This is a genomic window from Corynebacterium sp. HMSC076G08 (genome assembly GCF_001811515.1).
Classification (GTDB): Bacteria; Actinomycetota; Actinomycetes; order Mycobacteriales; family Mycobacteriaceae; genus Corynebacterium; species Corynebacterium hiratae.
Map to the genome: position 1 here is coordinate 1 of NZ_KV805081.1, position 16622 is coordinate 16622.

The following is a 16622-nucleotide window of genomic DNA, read 5'->3' on the forward strand; positions in this document are numbered from 1 at the left end:
CAGAGCCGTTCTCATACTCAGGAGTGTACTGGTCGGAATCACGATCGGTGGATTCAACGACGAAAGGAGCGGTACCGGTTGCGGTCGTGCCGTCCTGGTAGGTGACCTGGACCGGAACCTCGATGCTGTCCTTGTTGGCTGCATCAGCCGGGAAGGTTACGGAAACCTCACCGGTCTTCTCATCAACGGTGACGGTGTAACCCTCTGGAGCCTTGAAGGTCTCAGGCAGCGCGAACTTCGTCGGCGCCTTCTTCTCGTCCTGAGCCTTCAGCTCCTCAGCGCTAAGCTTCTCGACGTCATCGGTCGCCGTATTGTCGAAAGTCGGAGCCTTGGACTTGGTTGGTTCACCAGGCTTAGCCGGAGTCTCCTCGTAGTGTGGCTGCCAACCAACCAGAACCGTGAACGAGTCTGCTGCAATCGCCTGACCGCGCTCCTTGGTCTTCTTGTTGACTGGGTACAGGTACGCCGTGAACGTCGTAGTGGACTTAACACCCGTGGTGTCGAACTGGCACGAATCGATAATGCCGTTAGCCTTAGGGTCTTCCGGAGCACAGGTGTGAACGACCTCGCCAGTCTCCTGGTTAATCCACTCGATCTGGTACTGCAGACCGTCAACCCACTGGATCGGCAGACCCGCCGTCTTGGTATCAACCTTCGCACCCGGCTTCGCTGGGTTCTGGCGGGTATCGTACTTGAGCACATCGAAGACCACGTAGTCCGAGTAGATAACGTTGCGGTTCTCCAGCAGGTAATGCTCGCCAGCGCCGTAGACAATGCCACCAGCCCACTTGCCCTCACCGTTGAACACGTACTGGTCACGCGGCAGGAAGGAGTTGTTGTAGAACGGCGTGAACTGACCAAGCCCCTCAGTCTCCTCCGTAGAGAAGAACAGCCAGTCCCAGTTCACGTGCTTCGGAATGTTCTTGATGCCACGACCAGTAACGGACCTCTCCCAGCTACCGACGTCTGCAGCAGGCGCAACCTGGCCAAACAGGTTATAAGCATTGTGCTTCGAACCGTCAGGGAAGGTCACCTCAGCACCGTTATCACGCGCCAGGTCGGTGTAGATGAGCGCGCCGTCGTCGTAGCCACGGTCGACGTTGTTGGTTGTCCCGGTATTTCGCCCAAAGGTGCCCTTGAACTGCAGCGTGTAGTCGCCCTTGCTGTCGACAGTGGCTTCAGAGGTCTCGGCAATCCACTTGTCCTTGCCCTCTTCCGCCATCTTGCGCTTGATCCAGTTCTGCAGCGCAGTCTCGTTGCGGTTGGTCCAACCACGCCCGCGGATCTCGTCGAAGCCAAGATCCTTAGCAGCCTTCGTCTTGATCTCGTTAACTGCGTAGTCAGACAGGTAGGAACCGTAAACCTTCACGCCCGTTGCCGGCACATCGGCACCGTTCATCTTGTTCATCAGGCTCGGAGTGAACGCGCCCTGCGTATTGTACAGGTGCCAGAACAGGTTGCCCTTGATCTGGCCAGGACCATTGCCAACCACCGGGTTCTGATCAGCCTTGTCACGGTGCATCACGTCATGGCGGGTCTTCTCACCAAATGCGAAACGAACGTTGGTCACGCGGTCCGGGCCAACGAGCCAGCCCATGCCACCCGGGGTGTCGTACGTAGCCGCATTCGGACCCATGTGGCCGAAGTTGTAGCCATACAGCTGCGTGAAGTTATCCGTATCCGGGTTATCCACCCACACACGAATCTTCTCGTACTGCGGACCATTCGGGTCTGCGTCAAACTTGACGACCTCGCCCTTCGCATTGTTGAAAGGCTTCATATTGATGGTGTAGTAACCATCTTCACGCGTGGTGGTGGTGTACACCGGCGAGGTGACGCCGCCCTTTTCAGTCCACTGAGCGTAAACGCGCACGCCTGCCATCGGGATCGGCTTCCATGGATCACGGGTACCCGGGTTCACCGAAAGGTCACCATCGCGCTGGTGAATGACGTAGCCCTCGATAGATTCGTTGGTGCCTTGCTCAGCACCAGACTCGATGGCACCCTCAACCTTAATCGGCTGGTCGCTAAACTCGTACCGCTGCTCATCTACCACAGACTGGTAAACACCATCGGCATTCTTGCCTGGGTACTTGACGCCATTACCGGCGGTGTTCGACTGGCCAGCCTCAGCCGGGGTGCCAGCGACCGCGGCCACTGGGAAGTTCGGGGTTACCGAGTGGACGAAGGGGCCCACCATAGCAATAGAGAGCGCCGCGGCAGCAATAGTAGTGCCGCGACGGCGTACAGCTGTACGCTTAATTTCCTTCTTGTTCATATCAAGAAGCCCTTTCCTTAAGACTTGAAAGAACTGATCACGCTAGGGATACGTGACCGCGCAAGGGGTGATACCGGCTTACGCAACCGAGAGCAGCTCACATCTGTCACCTTGGAAGAAGGTCAGAGGTTTCCAAGGGTCTATGAACAAACTCGTCTCTAATGTTAACTCCGTGCACGAATTAAAGGAACCGTACGGAATCCTGAAAATTTCATGAATGCAAACTTTTTGCCGCTAACAACACGAAGCACATGTTTGACCTGCTCTTTTCGCCGCGATTGCGACACGCGGTTGCGATTGTTAAATAGCTCACGTCGTCACATCCGTAACATTTTCCCCAGGAATATACTCCTAACGGGGGTGTTTTATACAGCATAGTGACGGGTGGAGGTGTGGGAGGCGTCGCCAAGCAGGGTGTATTGAGCGCACAAATGTAGCCATAGAAACACAAACCGCCCCGCTTCCCTGTGCGTGGTGCGTGCAGGTGGTTGTGTGCACGATGCTGCAGGAGAAGCAGGGCGGTTGCTTTGTGACACCGCCGCCGTTAGGCGGTGCCTGAGGTTGTGCGGCTTGGACTCTTTGGCGCCTTACTGGTCTTGCATGACGTCGTGGCGCACGATGGTCTGGTCGCGGCCGGGGCCAACGCCGATGTAGGAGATACGGCAGCCGGAGAGCTCCTCCAAGCGCAGGACATAATCCTGTGCCTTCTGCGGAAGCTCCTCAAAGGTCTGGCAGCCGGTGATGTCCTCATCCCAAGCCGGCATGGTCTCAAAGATGGGCTCGGCGTGGTGGAACTCAGACTGGGTCAGCGGCATCTCGTCGTAGCGCTTGCCATCAACATCGTAAGCCACGCAGATGGGGATCTCACCAATGCCGGTAAGCACGTCCAGCTTGGTCAGGAAGTAATCCGTGAAGCCGTTGACGCGGGTGGCGTAGCGGGCAATGACGGAGTCATACCAACCGCAGCGGCGCTTGCGGCCGGTGTTGACGCCGATTTCGCCGCCGGTGGTCTGCAGATACTCGCCCCACTTATCGAAAAGCTCCGTGGGGAACGGACCCGCACCGACGCGGGTGGTGTAGGCCTTGATGATGCCCAGGGAGGTAGTAATGCGCGTCGGACCAATGCCGGAGCCCACAGCAGCGCCACCGGCAGTCGGGTTCGAGGAGGTCACGAACGGGTAGGTGCCGTGGTCAACGTCCAGCATGGTGGCCTGGCCGCCTTCCATGAGGACGTGCTTGCTCTCATCCAGCGCCTGGTTCAGCTCCAGCTCGGCCTCAATAACCATCGGGCGCAGGCGCTCGCGGTAGCTCAGGAAGTACTCCACAACCTGCTCCGGCTCGATGGCCTTGCGGTTGTACATCTTCACCAGCATCTGGTTCTTAATGTCCAAGGCGGACTCGACCTTCTGGCGCAGGATGGACTCATCGAAGATGTCCTGCACGCGGATACCGATGCGGGCGACCTTGTCGGCATAAGCCGGGCCGATACCGCGGCCGGTGGTGCCGATGGCGCGCTTGCCCAGGAAGCGCTCCTGCACGCGGTCAAGCGTCTGGTGGTAGGGCGCCACGAGGTGCGCATTGGCGGAAATCTTCAGGCGCGAAGCGTTAGCGCCGCGGGCTTCGAGGCCATCAATCTCATCGAAGAGGGCCTCCAGGTTAATCACCACGCCGTTGCCCAGGACTGGGGTGGCGTTTTCAGAGAGAATACCGGCGGGAAGGAGCTTCAGCTCGTACTTCTCGCCGCCGACCACGACGGTGTGGCCGGCATTGTTACCGCCGTTGGGCTTAACTACGTAATCGACTTTGCCGCCGAGGATGTCGGTAGCCTTGCCCTTGCCTTCATCGCCCCACTGGGCGCCGACGATGACGATCGCTGCCATGTTTGATGTCACTTCCTATTTATTGAAGTCAAATACGCACCTACTTTACCCGCCGCAGCGGTGCAGCGGTGAGTTTGTGACAAGCTCGTCAGGAATTGATGCGCCGGCACCTTCGTGGAGAGGTTCGTCCCGAACCTCGTTCAAGTCCAACTACGCGATTTCGGTGTTTGAGTTGGCACCGTCGCCCTTGTCTTTCTCTTCGATGAAGATGGTGTCATTGGTGAACATCAGCCTCGAATTGTTTGGGGTGCTGATAATGATCCCATCGTCAACGACAGCGATTTGAGCTTCAATGTCATCGATGCCGATTCGGTAGAGACCGTTGCTATCGATCTTCTTGCCGTCAGTTGGGAGGTTGTCGACACCACCCTGGCTGTACCTGGTTTCACCCTCCAGCGGTAGGAGGCTCACCACATCGAATTCCATATCTTCCGGCAGGTTGGTCTTATCGCTCTTGATAACCCAGGCTCCGCCACCGCCGTGTGCGCAGTCAATGGATTTTTCATTCGCATCGATACCGCACACCAAGTTCCAACCGTCGGCGGAAATATCGAACAGCGTTTCACCGCGGAGGTCTTCTTCATCCTTGGCCAGGTCCGCGGAGTCGGTGGGCTCTGACTTTACGTCAATGAAGAATATGTCCGAGTTCACACCGTCAAAGGAGTTCTCCATCGAAGGTGCCTCAGTGCCTGGGCGCTTGTACACCTTTCCTTCGACGCCGACAATGTCTCCTTCAGTCTTGGACTCATAGGTGTAACCCTCTCCATCCTCAGTGACCTCAAATGAGGAGGACGTGATGTACAGGGCATTCTCGTCGTAGACCCTGCCGTTGACGAAGAAGACGGGAACCTTCACGGGTTCGCCATCGAACTTGCCCTCCAACACCACGTAGCTGAGGAACTTGCAGGGGTCATACTCGTCTTCGCCGATGGTGAGGTCCTCAAATTTCTCGGTGGAGCCTTTCACGTAGGCTTCCTTGTTATCAAGGACCTTGCCAAGGTCGGTGTCCTCGAGTTCTTTCTTCTCGTCGCAGTTAGCGTTGGCGCTTGAGGAGGAAGTACTGCTCGGTGCCGACGATGTCGTCGCGCTGGTCTTCGTAGAACTAGTCACGGACGCGGCGGCGGCCTCGGTGAAGGCGGGTTCCTTGGCTTCCGTCTGCGAACCCCCGCCGAAACTGCACGAACTCACCAACAGTCCAGCGGCGGATACAAGCGCAAGGGTTGCCATACGGGTGGACACGGTGAATACCTCCAGCTATCAGACAAAGAAAAAGTTACGTGTTAAGAAGTTGAGAGTTGCTTTGGAGTTAAGCGTTGCAATGGAGCCTACCTAGCAGATGTGACGTGCACTACTTAATTTCTGGAAGCGCCGTTGTTTGAGCGGCGCTGGCGCTCCTTTTTCGCGAACCTCTTCTCACGCTCCTATGCTTCTTGTATGATCTGTGCGCTTGTAGACTGCGGCGGCCACCTCACTGAGGCCCATACCGATTCCCTCGCTAAGGCTCAACAGAGCGGAATCCGCGTTGAGCACTTCCGCGTCGCCTCGATCCCCAGCCGGCAGGAGCTGAAGGCTATTGATGCGCTGGCCAGGGACATACTGCCGGAAGACCCCACTCCATCGCTGGATGAGATTGCCGCGCAACCGGACGTGAGTCACCTCGGCGAGCCGGGGCCAGCACCCCAAAAGCAGTACTTGCGCGAGCCTTTGCGCATCGTGGTTATTGGCAGCGATGCCGCGCTCAGCGCGGTGTTGACCCGTATGATGCGGGCGGATTACCTATGGGCCGAGGTGGGGTATGTCCCCACCGGGGAACACTCCACGGCGGCGATGAATTGGGGACTGAAATCGAGCGTCACGGGCCAGGGTCGCCAGGGTCCCGGCGACCAGGGAGCAGTGGTGGAGGAGTCGCTCTCCTTTGCCATGACCGCGCCCGTCAAGCCGGCACCGCTCATCCGTAATGACGCGGGCCTCGCCGTGGCGGGCTCGGCAACGATTGCGGAATGGTCGAATGAGGAGATCACCGGGGAGATCATCGTCGACGATGCCGTGCTGCTGCGCGCAGATCGTGAGAAAGATGTCTTCGGAGCAAAGCTCGTACCAATGACGGATGCGCCGGGCATCGTGGCAGCGAAGGCGGTGACGAGCTTTGAAGCGGAGGCTGCACCGCGCCGTGGGCTGTTCACCCGCCTGCGCAAGCCTGCCCAACCTGGACAACTCGACCCGGCCAGCGTCGTGCAGGGCCGGGCGGTGCAGGCAGGAGGGCCGTCGCTCAGCGTCAGCGTCGATGGAGTCCGTGCCAAGCGGCCGGTCAAGCGCGTGACGTTCTACCGCCACCTGCGGGACCTGCAGATCGTGCGGCCCTAGCCTGTATCAGCTGCCCTAGCCCAGCCTTAGTTTTCCTCCCAGACCTCCGGCGGGTAGGCCGGGTGCTTGGAGGTGGGCACGAGTTGTGCCACGGCCGACTCCCGCGACATGCCACACACCATGAGAAGGTCCACGATGATGGAGCGCGTCTGGGCGAGCACGGCATAAGCGGAGAGGACTGCCTCCTCGCCGGCAACGTCCATCGAGCAGCGCGCACCCAGCTGGCGTAGGCGTTTGACGATGTCCGGGATGGCATGCGCCTCATCCACGCGGCGCTCACGCGCTGTTTGGTGAGTGTAGAGATCGGATAGCTCCATCGTGATTTCAGCGAGTTCGTCGATGATCTCAACTTGCTCGGGCGTGGCCTGGTCGCCGTCCTCGGAGAGAACAAGCGCACGGCGGGAGAGCACGCGGGTGCCGCGGACCACGTTGTCGACGGGCGTGAGGATGCGCTCCAGGGAGCGAACGGTGCGCTGCGAGCTCCACAGGAAGGGCGAGAGGCGTGCGGTTTCCGCACCGCCCTTGGTGGCGTTAAGCATGTTGTTGATGTCATCCTGCGTGCCGCGCACCGCGTCGCGTGCTTCCGTGATGGTCTCAGGATCGTTTTCCTCCAGGCCCTTGGCCACGTCGGAGAGGACCAAGGAGGTAATGCCCAAGACCTTCGAGACTTCCGAGCGGCCCGCCCGCAGGGGCGAGGAGGGAATCAGCACGATCATCGTGAGGCCAATGACCGCGCCGATGATGGCGTCAATGGCACGGGAGATGCCGCCCATTTCTTCTGGGGGAAGAATGGTGGCGATGAGGATGGCGGCAATGACGATTTGATTGCTCACCAGCTGCGAACTAGTGAAGAAGGAACCGATAATCAGGGCCAACCCGATGATGATGGTCATGTGGATGGGGCCGGTCCCGAGGGCGTCGACAAGCAGCGTGCCCACCAAGACTCCTACAACACCGCCGAGGGCCATGTCCACGGCGCGCTTGAGGCGGTCCCTGCCCGATAAGCCGAGGATGATGATGACGGCCATCGGGGCAAAGAAGGGCTGCGCATGGCCGAAGAAATCGTGCGCAACATAGAAGGCCAAGCCCGCGCCTATCGTGCACTGAAGCATGAACACGAGCCGGTTGCGGATGCGTGTGAGGCGCGCCTTGAGGGACTTATCCACCAACCGCAGCTGCTCGCGGGTAGTTTTGCGAACGCGCTTGACGGTACTTGACGAACTCGACGATGACTCTTGCGCTTCCATGACTCCGGTATTTTACGCGTTCTGGCGCCGGGATTGGACGAACAAAGCCACCCCACGAGATTGAGGGGTGGCTTGTTGGGATGGCGCGACGCCGCTTAGCACCGGTGGGTGCTCAGCGCCGGCATCCGGTTGGTGTGGGTTTACTTGGAAACGGTCTTGCCCACGGAGTGCAGGTCCTGGCAGGCCTCAACCACGCGGTCAGCCATGCCCTGCTCAGCCTTCTTGAGGTAGGAGCGCGGGTCGTAGACCTTCTTGTTGCCAACCTCGCCGTCGATCTTGAAGACGCCATCGTAATTAGCGAACATGTGGCGAGCGACTGGGTTGGTGAAGGCGTACTGGGTATCGGTGTCAACGTTCATCTTGATGACGCCGTAGCGCAGTGCCTCCTCGATCTTCTCCTTCTCGGAGCCGGAGCCACCGTGGAAGACGAAGTCGAAGGGCTGGGAGCCTTCAGCCAGGCCGAGCTTCTTCACAGCAACCTTCTGGCCCTCGTCGAGGACCTCCGGGCGCAGCTTCACGTTGCCCGGCTTGTACACGCCGTGGACGTTTCCGAAGGTAGCGGCCAGCAGGTAGCGGCCCTTCTCACCGGTGCCGAGGGCATCGACGGTCTTCTCAAAGTCCTCCGGGGAGGTGTAGAGGTTAGCGCCGGCCTTAGCCTCAACGCCGTCCTCTTCGCCGCCGACAACGCCGATCTCGACCTCGAGGATGATGTTGGCGTTGTGGGCCTTCTCGAGGAGCTCCTGGGCGATCACGAGGTTCTCATCGATCGGGATAGCGGAGCCATCCCACATGTGGGACTGGAAGAGCGGAAGCTCGCCGCGGTCAACGCGCTCCTGGGAGAAGGCAATCAGCGGGCGCACGTACTCATCCAGAACTTCCTTCTGGCAGTGGTCAGTGTGCAGCGCAACGTTAATGCCGTAGTGCTGAGCAGCCTCGTGGGCGAAGGCGGCCAGTGCCTTGGCGCCGGCAACCTTGTTCTTCACGGACAGGCCGGAACCGAACTCGGCGCCGCCGGTGGAGAACTGGATGATGCCGTCGGACTCAGCCTCGGCGAAGCCGCGGAGAGCGGCGTTGATGGTTTCGGAGGAGGTGCAGTTAATTGCCGGGAATGCGAAGCCGCCCTTCTTGGCGGTATCCAGCATCTGGTTATAAACCTCAGGGGTTGCAATAGGCATGAAATTCCATCCTTTGGAGTTGCTGTGCAGTAAGCCGTGCCGTCCCACGTCCAGCGAAACAACACGTTCCAACATCCAAGTATGCCTGTTGTTGTGGTTTTCCGCCGCGAGATGCGATGTGACCTCACTTAAACACCGCTTCGCACGGGCGGAAATCCTCCGCCTAGCAGGGGAAACGCTGCTATTTCTTGGATTCTGACTTGTACTTCACAATCCGGGTGCAGGCCTCCAACAACATCCAACCGGACAACTGAACGGACAAATCGCGCTCAGCCACGCGGATAATTCCCATCTTCTGGCTCAGCGAAGAGGGCCCAAAACCGTAGTTATGGGGCAGCTTGGCGTCCGCGGTCCAGTCGGAACCGAAGATGGGCAAGCCATCCACCTCTAGGCGGTGTTCCCACACGGATTCCGCCGAGGCCGTTACGAGGCGAGCGGCCAGCTTCTTGGTTGCGCGGTTGGCCGGGGAATCGCCCGGCAGGCGCACCGCTACATCCGCCAGGTAGCGGGCGAGGATGCCTTTGAACAGGCCGCCGTCGCCGTCGCCAGTCTGCCAATCGATGACGCCCGTGTACGTTGCCATGCCCGTGGCCACCGCTTGGACCAGGCCGCGGATGCGGGTGGTGTAGTCCATCATGTCTGCAGCGAGTTCGGCCTCGTGGACAGAGTCGATGTCCTCCACGGAACGCAGGCCGGTCTTCTCCCGCAGCGCCAGCACGATTTCCAAGCAGGCACCGAGCACCACGCCTTGGCAATAGGGGTGGATGTTGCGGACGATTTCCTGCCCATCCATGCGCATGCGGATGCCGTCCATGACGAAGCCATCGTCATCGATGAGGTGGTCATAGATCCAGTCCACGATATGGCGAGCTTCCTCAACCCGGCCCATGCGAGCCAGCATGATGGCGCCCGGCCCGTTGGAGGGGACATTGAGGAAGGTCTCGCCCTCGCGCCAGGGCAGCACACCCACCTGCGAGTCGATGCCATCGCGGATGTTGTGCTGCAGGCTGCTCAGCTTCTTGTGGGGGCGCAGCTTCTTCAGCTCACCAGCGCGGGCGATGGCCAGGGCCATCCAGGCCTTGTCGTCGTAGTAACGGTTCTTTGTCAGTGGCTGGAGATTGCGCACGTGGACGCCGCGGATGGTGTTGGCGATGAGTGTGCGGCGCGCCTTGGTGTTCTTTCGTTGGGCGGCGTCGACAAGACAGTCCAGGTAGTGCGCCTGCCACCAATAATGCCAATGCACAAAGAGAGATTCTTTGGTGGTGGGTGGCCAACTCACCACGGCAAGGTTGGTTCGGGGCAAGCCCCACACGGCTTGCGCGTGGCGCTCATTGATGGCTGTTTCCGCAAGGTCGGCGCGGTGGGACCATTTCTCTAACACTTTTGTCTCATCATTCTCACAATGTGAATTCGTTACCTAGATGTAAACACAGTGCGCGGGATCTCACCAAGCTTTTGATAAATCCGCATGCTGCCGAATCCATGCATGCATGGCAATGCCCGCGGCCACGCCCGCGTTGATGGAGCGAGTAGAACCAAATTGCGCGATGGAGCACGTCATCACTGCTGCTTCCTGGGCCTCCGGGCTAACCCCCGGGCCTTCCTGCCCGAAGAGGAGCAAGCAGCGCTCGGGCAGCTCCGCGGTTTCTAAGGGCACACACCCGGGGGTGTTATCAATAGCCACGACGGTCAGGTCTTGGTCGGCCGCCCAGGCCATCAGTTCGCCCACGTCTGCGTGATGCATGAGGTGCTGGTACCTGTCGGTGACCATGGCACCGCGCCGGTTCCAGCGGCGCCGGCCTACGATGTGGACGGTGTCGACGGCAAAGGCGTTGGCGGTGCGTACCACGGTGCCGATGTTGGCATCGTTCTCGAAATTCTCGATAGCGATGTGCAGGGCATGTCGGCGGGTGTCGATATCCTCCCGGATCGCCTCGCGCGTCCAGTAGCGGTAGGCGTCGACGACATTGCGGCGGTCCCCCTCCGCGAGAAGCTCGGGATCGTATTTCTCCGCTTCTGGGCCTTCGGGCAGCGGGCCTTCCCAAGGGCCGACGCCGTGGCGGCCCTCATTCCATTCGGTGGGACCTTTGGCCTCCGCCTCTTCCTCGGGCTTAGGCAAGGTCAAGATCCTCCAGGCCCAGCAGGTAACGGTATTCCAAGCCCTCGGCGGCGATAGCTGCGCCGGCGTCGGTGTTGCGGTCCACCACGGTGGCCACGCCGACGACCTCGGCACCTGCCTTGCGCAGCGCCTTCACAGCGGTCAGTGGGGAGTTACCGGTCGTGGTGGTGTCCTCCACAACGAGCACCTTTTGCCCCTCGACGTTGAAGCCTTCGATCTGGCGCTGCATACCGTGCTTCTTGGCTTCCTTGCGGACAACGAAGGCGTCAATGTCGCGGCCATCGGCGTGCATGATGGCCAACCCGACCGGGTCCGCACCCATGGTCAGGCCACCGGCGGCGGCGTAGTCCCAGTCGGCGGTGAGCTCGCGGAGCAGCGAGCCGATGAGGCGCGAGGCTTCGTGCTGCAGGGTGGCGCGGCGCAGGTCCACGTAGTAGTCGGCCTCCTTGCCGGAGGACAGCGTGACCTTGCCGTGGACGACGGCCAGCTCCTTCACCAGCTCTGCTAGGCGTTGCTTCTTCTGCTGATCCAGGCTCATCGCTCGCTCCTTAAAGTCTGTGACTTTCTCGTCTTTAAAAATCCGCTCTGTAGTTTACCCTCTTCCCCGCGGGTGGCCGCCACATCCAGGGTTGCTGGCACACCGAGGGCTGTTGGGAGTTGCTGTTAGTCGAAGATGGACGAGCCGCCGTCGAAACGGCGCGGCAGGCGGGCCTGGTTGTCCTCCGGGGTGGGGTGTTCGCGGCCATCGGCAATCGCATCCACTTCATCCGCACCCAGGCTGGAGTGGTCAATGGTGCCGCGCGCCTCGCTGGTGCTGCGGCTCGGCATGACAACCGGTTCGGTGGGTCGCTGGATGGTGGGCGCGTCGAGGGAATCATCGCGGTCCGGGACAGCGGTAGGCCCGGTAGGTTCGGGCTGCGGGGGCTGCGGGATGTCGCGGCTCGGGTCGAGTTCATCGACGCGCAGGACCTGCGTTGCCTCGGAGCGCGGCGGAAGGACGCGGGCGGCATCAGCCAGCAGGGATAGCGGTTCCAGCAATTCTTCCCACTCCGCGCTGCGGGCGTGCTTGGTGGTTTGGGCAAGCACCCACTCCCCTTCCATCCACACGGCGGTCACTGCGGTGGGTAGGCGGTGTAGCGCCGTGCTGACGCGGGGATCGATGAGGCGCTGGCCCACGCCGGCATCGGAGGCGAAGACTTCAAACCCTTCCTCCTCACGCACGTACACCAGATCCTCGGACGAGTTGTCCACTGTCTCCCCTGCCCGGCGAAAATCCACCACTATGTCGGAGGCCGCGCCGGTGCGCATGGCCATGACCGGGATCGTGCCCATATCGAAAAGGAGGGTCTCGTGGCCGCGGAAGTTTCCGGCCACGATGTCCCTGGGCTCCTGGCCGCGGGCGGCCGCGCCGCGGCTCCACTCATCCGCCAGGTAGGAATCATGCTTGGCGTACTCCCAGCCGCGCTGCTGGCCAAAGGCCTTGCGCTCGCGGCGGGCGCTGCCCGGCACGAAGTACTTGGCGCGCTCCGCACGCTCCGCAAAGCTGGGCGCTGCAGCCTGTGGTTCCGTGAGTTCGTTCGGCTCTGCGGTGAGTTCCTCGGGTTCTTTGGGCTCGTTGGGCTCAGCAACGGGTTCGTCGGAAGGTTCGGGGTTGTACTCGACAACGGGTTCCGGCTCTGCGGTGGACTCTGGTTCCTGAACGACCTCGGGCTCCGGGGTGGAGACAACCGGCTCGGCGTCGACTGCCGCGTCGTCAGCCGTATCGGCAACGGCGCTGTCAGCGGGGTCGCCGGCAGAGAGAGCGGCGCGGCGCTGGCGCTGGTCCAGCCAGAGCACGATGAGACCAGCCACGAGCGCGACGGCGGCGAGGGATAAGAGTACGAAAGGCATCACTGATCGACTCTAATCGCCCGGCGCGCCCGATCCGCGCTGACGCGCTGGTCACGCACAGGTTTGGGCGCGCACAACTGGGCGGCGGGTGCGGGTGCTAAACGTGCTCGCGGTCGCCGCGTTCCACCGGGTTCTTCGGGTTGGCTGACCACTGCGACCAGCCACCCACGAAGTGGCGCAGGCCGGTAAATCCAACGTATTCCAGCACGGCGATGGTGAGCGCGGAGTGGTTGCCGGAGCCGGAGTAGATGATGGCGCCGTCCACGTTCTCCTTGGTCACGCCGTGGTTGTCAAGGATCTCCAGGATCTCCTCCTTGGATTTCCACACGGTGATGTCCTCCGTGTGGAAGAGGCGCTCCGGAAGGTTAACCGCGCCTGGGATGTGGCCGGCCTTCAAGTCGAGGTTCTCGCGGCGGCCGGCGAAGCGGTTGCGCGTGCGAACGTCGAGAAGCAGGCCGTCGTGTTCCTTAACTTCATCGATGGTAGCCGTGGGCATCGACCCCGTCGTCACTTTAAAGTCCGAGCGCATGCCCAAGTTGCCGGGGCCGGTGAGCGTGGGCAGCGACTGGGCGCGCCAATTGGACAGGCCACCGTCGAGAATGCGGACGTTGCGGATGCCGGCCCAGCGCAGCGTCCACCACGCACGGCCGGCGAAGAGGCCGCGGCCTTCGTCGTAGACCACGACCTCGCTGTCCGCGTGCAAGCCCCAGTGATCGATCCACTCCTGGACCTTCTCCGTTTGCGGGAGGGGGTTGCGCCCGACCTTGGAACCAGGCAGGCCCACGAAGGCAGAGGCAGCATCCGCGTACTGGGCGGTCGGAATGTGCAGGGAGGAAAACTGGTTGAAGGACTCGCCTTCCCCTGGTGCCCAGAGGGAAGCGAGGATGGTCGTCTTATCACCGCGGTAAATCTTCTCACTCAACTCGTGAGGGGAGATCAAAATGCTCATGCCCCTAGATGATAGGGGCATGAGTGGGTGCTGGCGACCGTTGAGCGCGGTGAGCACTCATCGTGCTCACCGGTTTAGGCGGATTAAGCTGTGCGGGCAGCTAGCTCGAGGTGCTCGCCACCGTCGGCGACGTCGACGTGCACGGTATCGCCGTCCACGATGTCACCGGCCAGCAGCTTCTTGGCCAGCTGGTCACCGATGGCCTGCTGGATCAGGCGGCGCAACGGTCGGGCGCCGTAGGCCGGGTCGTAGCCGCGCTCGGCCAGCCACAACTTGGCGGCATCGGAGACCTGCAGAGTCAGGCGGCGGCCAGACAGGCGCTCGGCCAAGCCCTTGAGCTGGATGTCCACGATGCCGGAGAGCAGATCCGAGGTGAGCGGCTCAAACATCACGACGTCATCGAGGCGGTTGATGAACTCCGGCTTAAAGCTGCGCTTGACCGCCTCCATGACCTCTTCCTTGGTGCCGCCGGCACCCAGGTTCGAGGTCAGGATGATGACCGTGTTGCGGAAGTCCACGGTGCGGCCCTGGCCGTCGGTCAGGCGGCCCTCATCGAGGACCTGCAGCAGCACGTCGAAGACGTCCGGGTGAGCCTTCTCGACTTCGTCGAAAAGCACCAGCGTGTACGGGCGGCGACGTACCGCCTCCGTGAGCTGGCCGCCGGCATCGTAGCCCACGTATCCCGGAGGGGCACCGACAAGGCGGGCGACGGAGTGCTTCTCACCGAACTCGGACATGTCGATGCGAACCATCGCGGATTCATCGTCAAAGAGGAAGTCCGCCAGAGCCTTCGCCAGCTCCGTCTTACCCACGCCCGTCGGCCCCAGGAAGAGGAAGGAACCGGTCGGGCGGTTCGGGTCAGCCACACCGGCGCGGGCGCGGCGCACGGCATCGGAGACCGCGGTGACGGCCTCCTTCTGGCCCACCACGCGCTCACCCAGCACGGACTCCATGTTGAGCAGCTTCTCGGTCTCTCCCTGCAGCATCTTGCCGGCCGGGATGCCGGTCCAGGCGGAGACGACCTCCGCGATGGTGTCCGGGGTGACTTCCTCGCTGAGCATGGTGTTGTGCTGCTGCGCGGCCTTCTCCTCGGCGGCGGCCAGGTCCTTCTCCAGCGGTGGGATCTTGCCGTAGTTGATCTCGGAGGCCAGGGCTAGGTCACCATCGCGCTCCGCAATCTCTGCCTGACGGCGCAGATCCTCCAGCTGTTCCTTGATGGTCTGCACGTCATCGATGGCCTTCTTCTCATTGGCCCAGCGGGCCTTGAGCTCACCGAGCTTCTCGCGCTCATCTGCCAGCTCCTGCTGAAGGGCGGTCAGGCGGTCCTTCGAGGCGGCGTCCGACTCCTTCTTCAGGGCCAGCTCCTCAATCTCGAGGCGGCGCACGACGCGCTCCAGCTCATCGATCTCCTGCGGGGAGGAGTCAATCTCCATGCGCAGGCGGGAGCCGGCCTCATCGACCAAGTCGATGGCCTTATCCGGCAGGAAGCGGTTGGTGATGTAGCGGTGCGAGAGCTCCGCAGCAGAGACCAAGGCCGAGTCCTGGATGCGCACGCCGTGGTGCACCTCGTAGCGCTCCTTGAGGCCACGGAGAATACCGATGGTGTCCTCGACGGAAGGCTCAGCGGCGTAGACCTGCTGGAAACGGCGCTCCAAGGCGGCGTCCTTCTCGATGTACTTGCGGTACTCGTCGAGGGTGGTAGCACCGACCAAGCGGAGCTCGCCGCGGGCCAGCATCGGCTTAATCATGTTGCCAGCATCCATCGAGCCTTCGCCCGTAGCGCCAGCGCCGACGATGGTGTGCAGCTCATCGATGAAGGTGATGATCTGCCCGTCGGAAGCCTTAATTTCATCGAGGACGGCCTTGAGGCGCTCCTCGAACTCGCCGCGGTACTTCGCGCCGGCGACCATGGAGCCAAGGTCCAGGCTCAGCAGTGTCTTGCCCTTGAGGGATTCCGGTACGTCACCGGCCACGATGCGGCGGGCCAGGCCCTCCACGATGGCGGTCTTACCCACGCCGGGCTCACCGATGAGCACCGGGTTGTTCTTCGTGCGGCGGCTAAGCACCTGGACCACGCGGCGGATCTCCTGATCACGGCCGATGACCGGGTCAATCTTGCCCTCGCGGGCGCGGGCGGTGAGGTCCGTGGCGTACTTCTCCAGGGCCTGGAACTGTTCCTCGGGGTTCTCCGAGGTCACCTTGGCCGCACCGCGCACCGAGGGGAAAGCGCCCTTGAGTGCGTCATAGGTAGCGCCGCGGGAGGTCAACAGTTCAGCAGCATCAGACTTGGAGCCTGCAATAGCGGCGAGCAGAACCTCGGTGGAAACGAACTCATCGCCGAGCTCACCGGCCAGCTCCTGGGCGCGGGTGAGGACGTTGAGGGCGTCGCGGTTGAAGTTCGGGTTCGCCATGTTGGCGCCCTCGGCCTTGGGGAGGGCGTCGATAAGCTGGCGCGCCTCCTTGAGAACCGTCTCCGGGTCCACACCGGTGGCCTTGAGCACCGGGGCGGCAATGCCGTCCTTCTGCTCGAGGATGGCTGCTAAGAGGTGTGCCGGGCGGATGTCCGGGTTACCGTTGGCGGAGGCCGTCTGCAGCGCTTGCTGCAGGGCCTCCTGAGTTTTAGTGGTGGGGTTAAAAGAACTCATTGTTGTGTTTCTCCGTTTCTACTATTTATCCAAACCTCCCTGCGGCTGCAGCAGGGAAGGAAGCTTCACTGTCTA

At 61.6% G+C, this 16622-nt stretch carries 12 protein-coding genes; 1 reads left to right on the forward strand and 11 read right to left on the reverse strand.

Annotated features, from left to right (window positions below):
* From HMPREF2806_RS10630 to HMPREF2806_RS10640, 3 genes are all read right to left on the reverse strand, one after another.
* The coding region (locus HMPREF2806_RS10630; protein ID WP_198531342.1) for a YPDG domain-containing protein at positions 1-2278 on the reverse strand (2278 nt) is incomplete at its 3' end.
* A 587-nt stretch (positions 2279-2865) separates the two neighbouring features.
* Entirely contained in the window at positions 2866-4158 is a 1293-nt protein-coding gene (locus tag HMPREF2806_RS10635; RefSeq protein WP_070509851.1) for an adenylosuccinate synthase, read from the reverse strand.
* 150 nt (positions 4159-4308) lie between these two features.
* Positions 4309-5397 (reverse strand): hypothetical protein, encoded by a 1089-nt coding sequence (locus tag HMPREF2806_RS10640; protein ID WP_070509848.1) that lies wholly within the window; start codon positions 5395-5397, stop codon positions 4309-4311.
* A 195-nt stretch (positions 5398-5592) separates the two neighbouring features.
* On the opposite strand from HMPREF2806_RS10640, the gene HMPREF2806_RS10645 reads away from it, so the two are divergent.
* A complete protein-coding gene (locus HMPREF2806_RS10645; protein ID WP_070509860.1) occupies positions 5593-6522 on the forward strand; it encodes a hypothetical protein in 930 nt (309 codons plus the stop codon).
* Positions 6523-6548: 26 nt separating this feature from the next.
* On the opposite strand, the gene HMPREF2806_RS10650 is transcribed toward HMPREF2806_RS10645, so the two are convergent.
* The 8 genes from HMPREF2806_RS10650 to clpB form a co-directional block, all read right to left on the reverse strand.
* Entirely contained in the window at positions 6549-7769 is a 1221-nt protein-coding gene (locus HMPREF2806_RS10650) for an FUSC family protein (protein ID WP_070509844.1), read from the reverse strand.
* 140 nt (positions 7770-7909) lie between these two features.
* Positions 7910-8944, reverse strand: coding sequence for a class II fructose-bisphosphate aldolase (gene fbaA / locus HMPREF2806_RS10655; protein ID WP_070509842.1), 1035 nt, complete (start codon positions 8942-8944; stop codon positions 7910-7912).
* A gap of 181 nt (positions 8945-9125) precedes the next feature.
* Positions 9126-10325: a glycoside hydrolase family 76 protein gene (locus tag HMPREF2806_RS10660; RefSeq protein WP_070509839.1), complete on the reverse strand. Its 1200-nt coding sequence runs from the start codon at positions 10323-10325 to the stop codon at positions 9126-9128.
* A 63-nt stretch (positions 10326-10388) separates the two neighbouring features.
* Positions 10389-11069, reverse strand: a complete 681-nt coding sequence (locus HMPREF2806_RS10665) for a TrmH family RNA methyltransferase (RefSeq protein ID WP_369799721.1) — start codon at positions 11067-11069, stop codon at positions 10389-10391.
* A complete protein-coding gene (gene pyrE / locus HMPREF2806_RS10670) occupies positions 11056-11601 on the reverse strand; it encodes an orotate phosphoribosyltransferase (protein WP_070509837.1) in 546 nt (181 codons plus the stop codon). Before pyrE ends, HMPREF2806_RS10665 begins: the two co-directional genes overlap by 14 nt.
* A 125-nt stretch (positions 11602-11726) precedes the next feature.
* Positions 11727-12953, reverse strand: coding sequence for a type III secretion system chaperone family protein (locus HMPREF2806_RS10675; RefSeq protein WP_070517681.1), 1227 nt, complete (start codon positions 12951-12953; stop codon positions 11727-11729).
* A gap of 97 nt (positions 12954-13050) precedes the next feature.
* On the reverse strand, positions 13051-13902 hold the full coding sequence (locus tag HMPREF2806_RS10680; RefSeq protein WP_070517682.1) for a sulfurtransferase: 852 nt from the start codon (positions 13900-13902) through the stop codon (positions 13051-13053).
* 83 nt (positions 13903-13985) lie between these two features.
* Positions 13986-16547: an ATP-dependent chaperone ClpB gene (gene clpB, locus HMPREF2806_RS10685; RefSeq protein WP_070517683.1), complete on the reverse strand. Its 2562-nt coding sequence runs from the start codon at positions 16545-16547 to the stop codon at positions 13986-13988.
* Positions 16548-16622: the final 75 nt, after the last annotated feature.

Excerpts from the sequence above, each read along its gene's own strand:
- HMPREF2806_RS10650 (WP_070509844.1), bottom strand. The coding sequence starts at position 7,769 with ATGGAAGCGCAAGAGTCATCGTCGAGTTCGTCAAGTACCGTCAAGCGC.
- pyrE (WP_070509837.1), bottom strand. The coding sequence starts at position 11,601 with ATGAGCCTGGATCAGCAGAAGAAGCAACGCCTAGCAGAGCTGGTGAAG.
- HMPREF2806_RS10635 (WP_070509851.1), bottom strand. The coding sequence starts at position 4,158 with ATGGCAGCGATCGTCATCGTCGGCGCCCAGTGGGGCGATGAAGGCAAG.
- fbaA (WP_070509842.1), bottom strand. The coding sequence starts at position 8,944 with ATGCCTATTGCAACCCCTGAGGTTTATAACCAGATGCTGGATACCGCC.
- clpB (WP_070517683.1), bottom strand. The coding sequence starts at position 16,547 with ATGAGTTCTTTTAACCCCACCACTAAAACTCAGGAGGCCCTGCAGCAA.
- HMPREF2806_RS10680 (WP_070517682.1), bottom strand. The coding sequence starts at position 13,902 with ATGAGCATTTTGATCTCCCCTCACGAGTTGAGTGAGAAGATTTACCGC.
- HMPREF2806_RS10645 (WP_070509860.1), top strand. The coding sequence starts at position 5,593 with ATGATCTGTGCGCTTGTAGACTGCGGCGGCCACCTCACTGAGGCCCAT.
- HMPREF2806_RS10675 (WP_070517681.1), bottom strand. The coding sequence starts at position 12,953 with ATGCCTTTCGTACTCTTATCCCTCGCCGCCGTCGCGCTCGTGGCTGGT.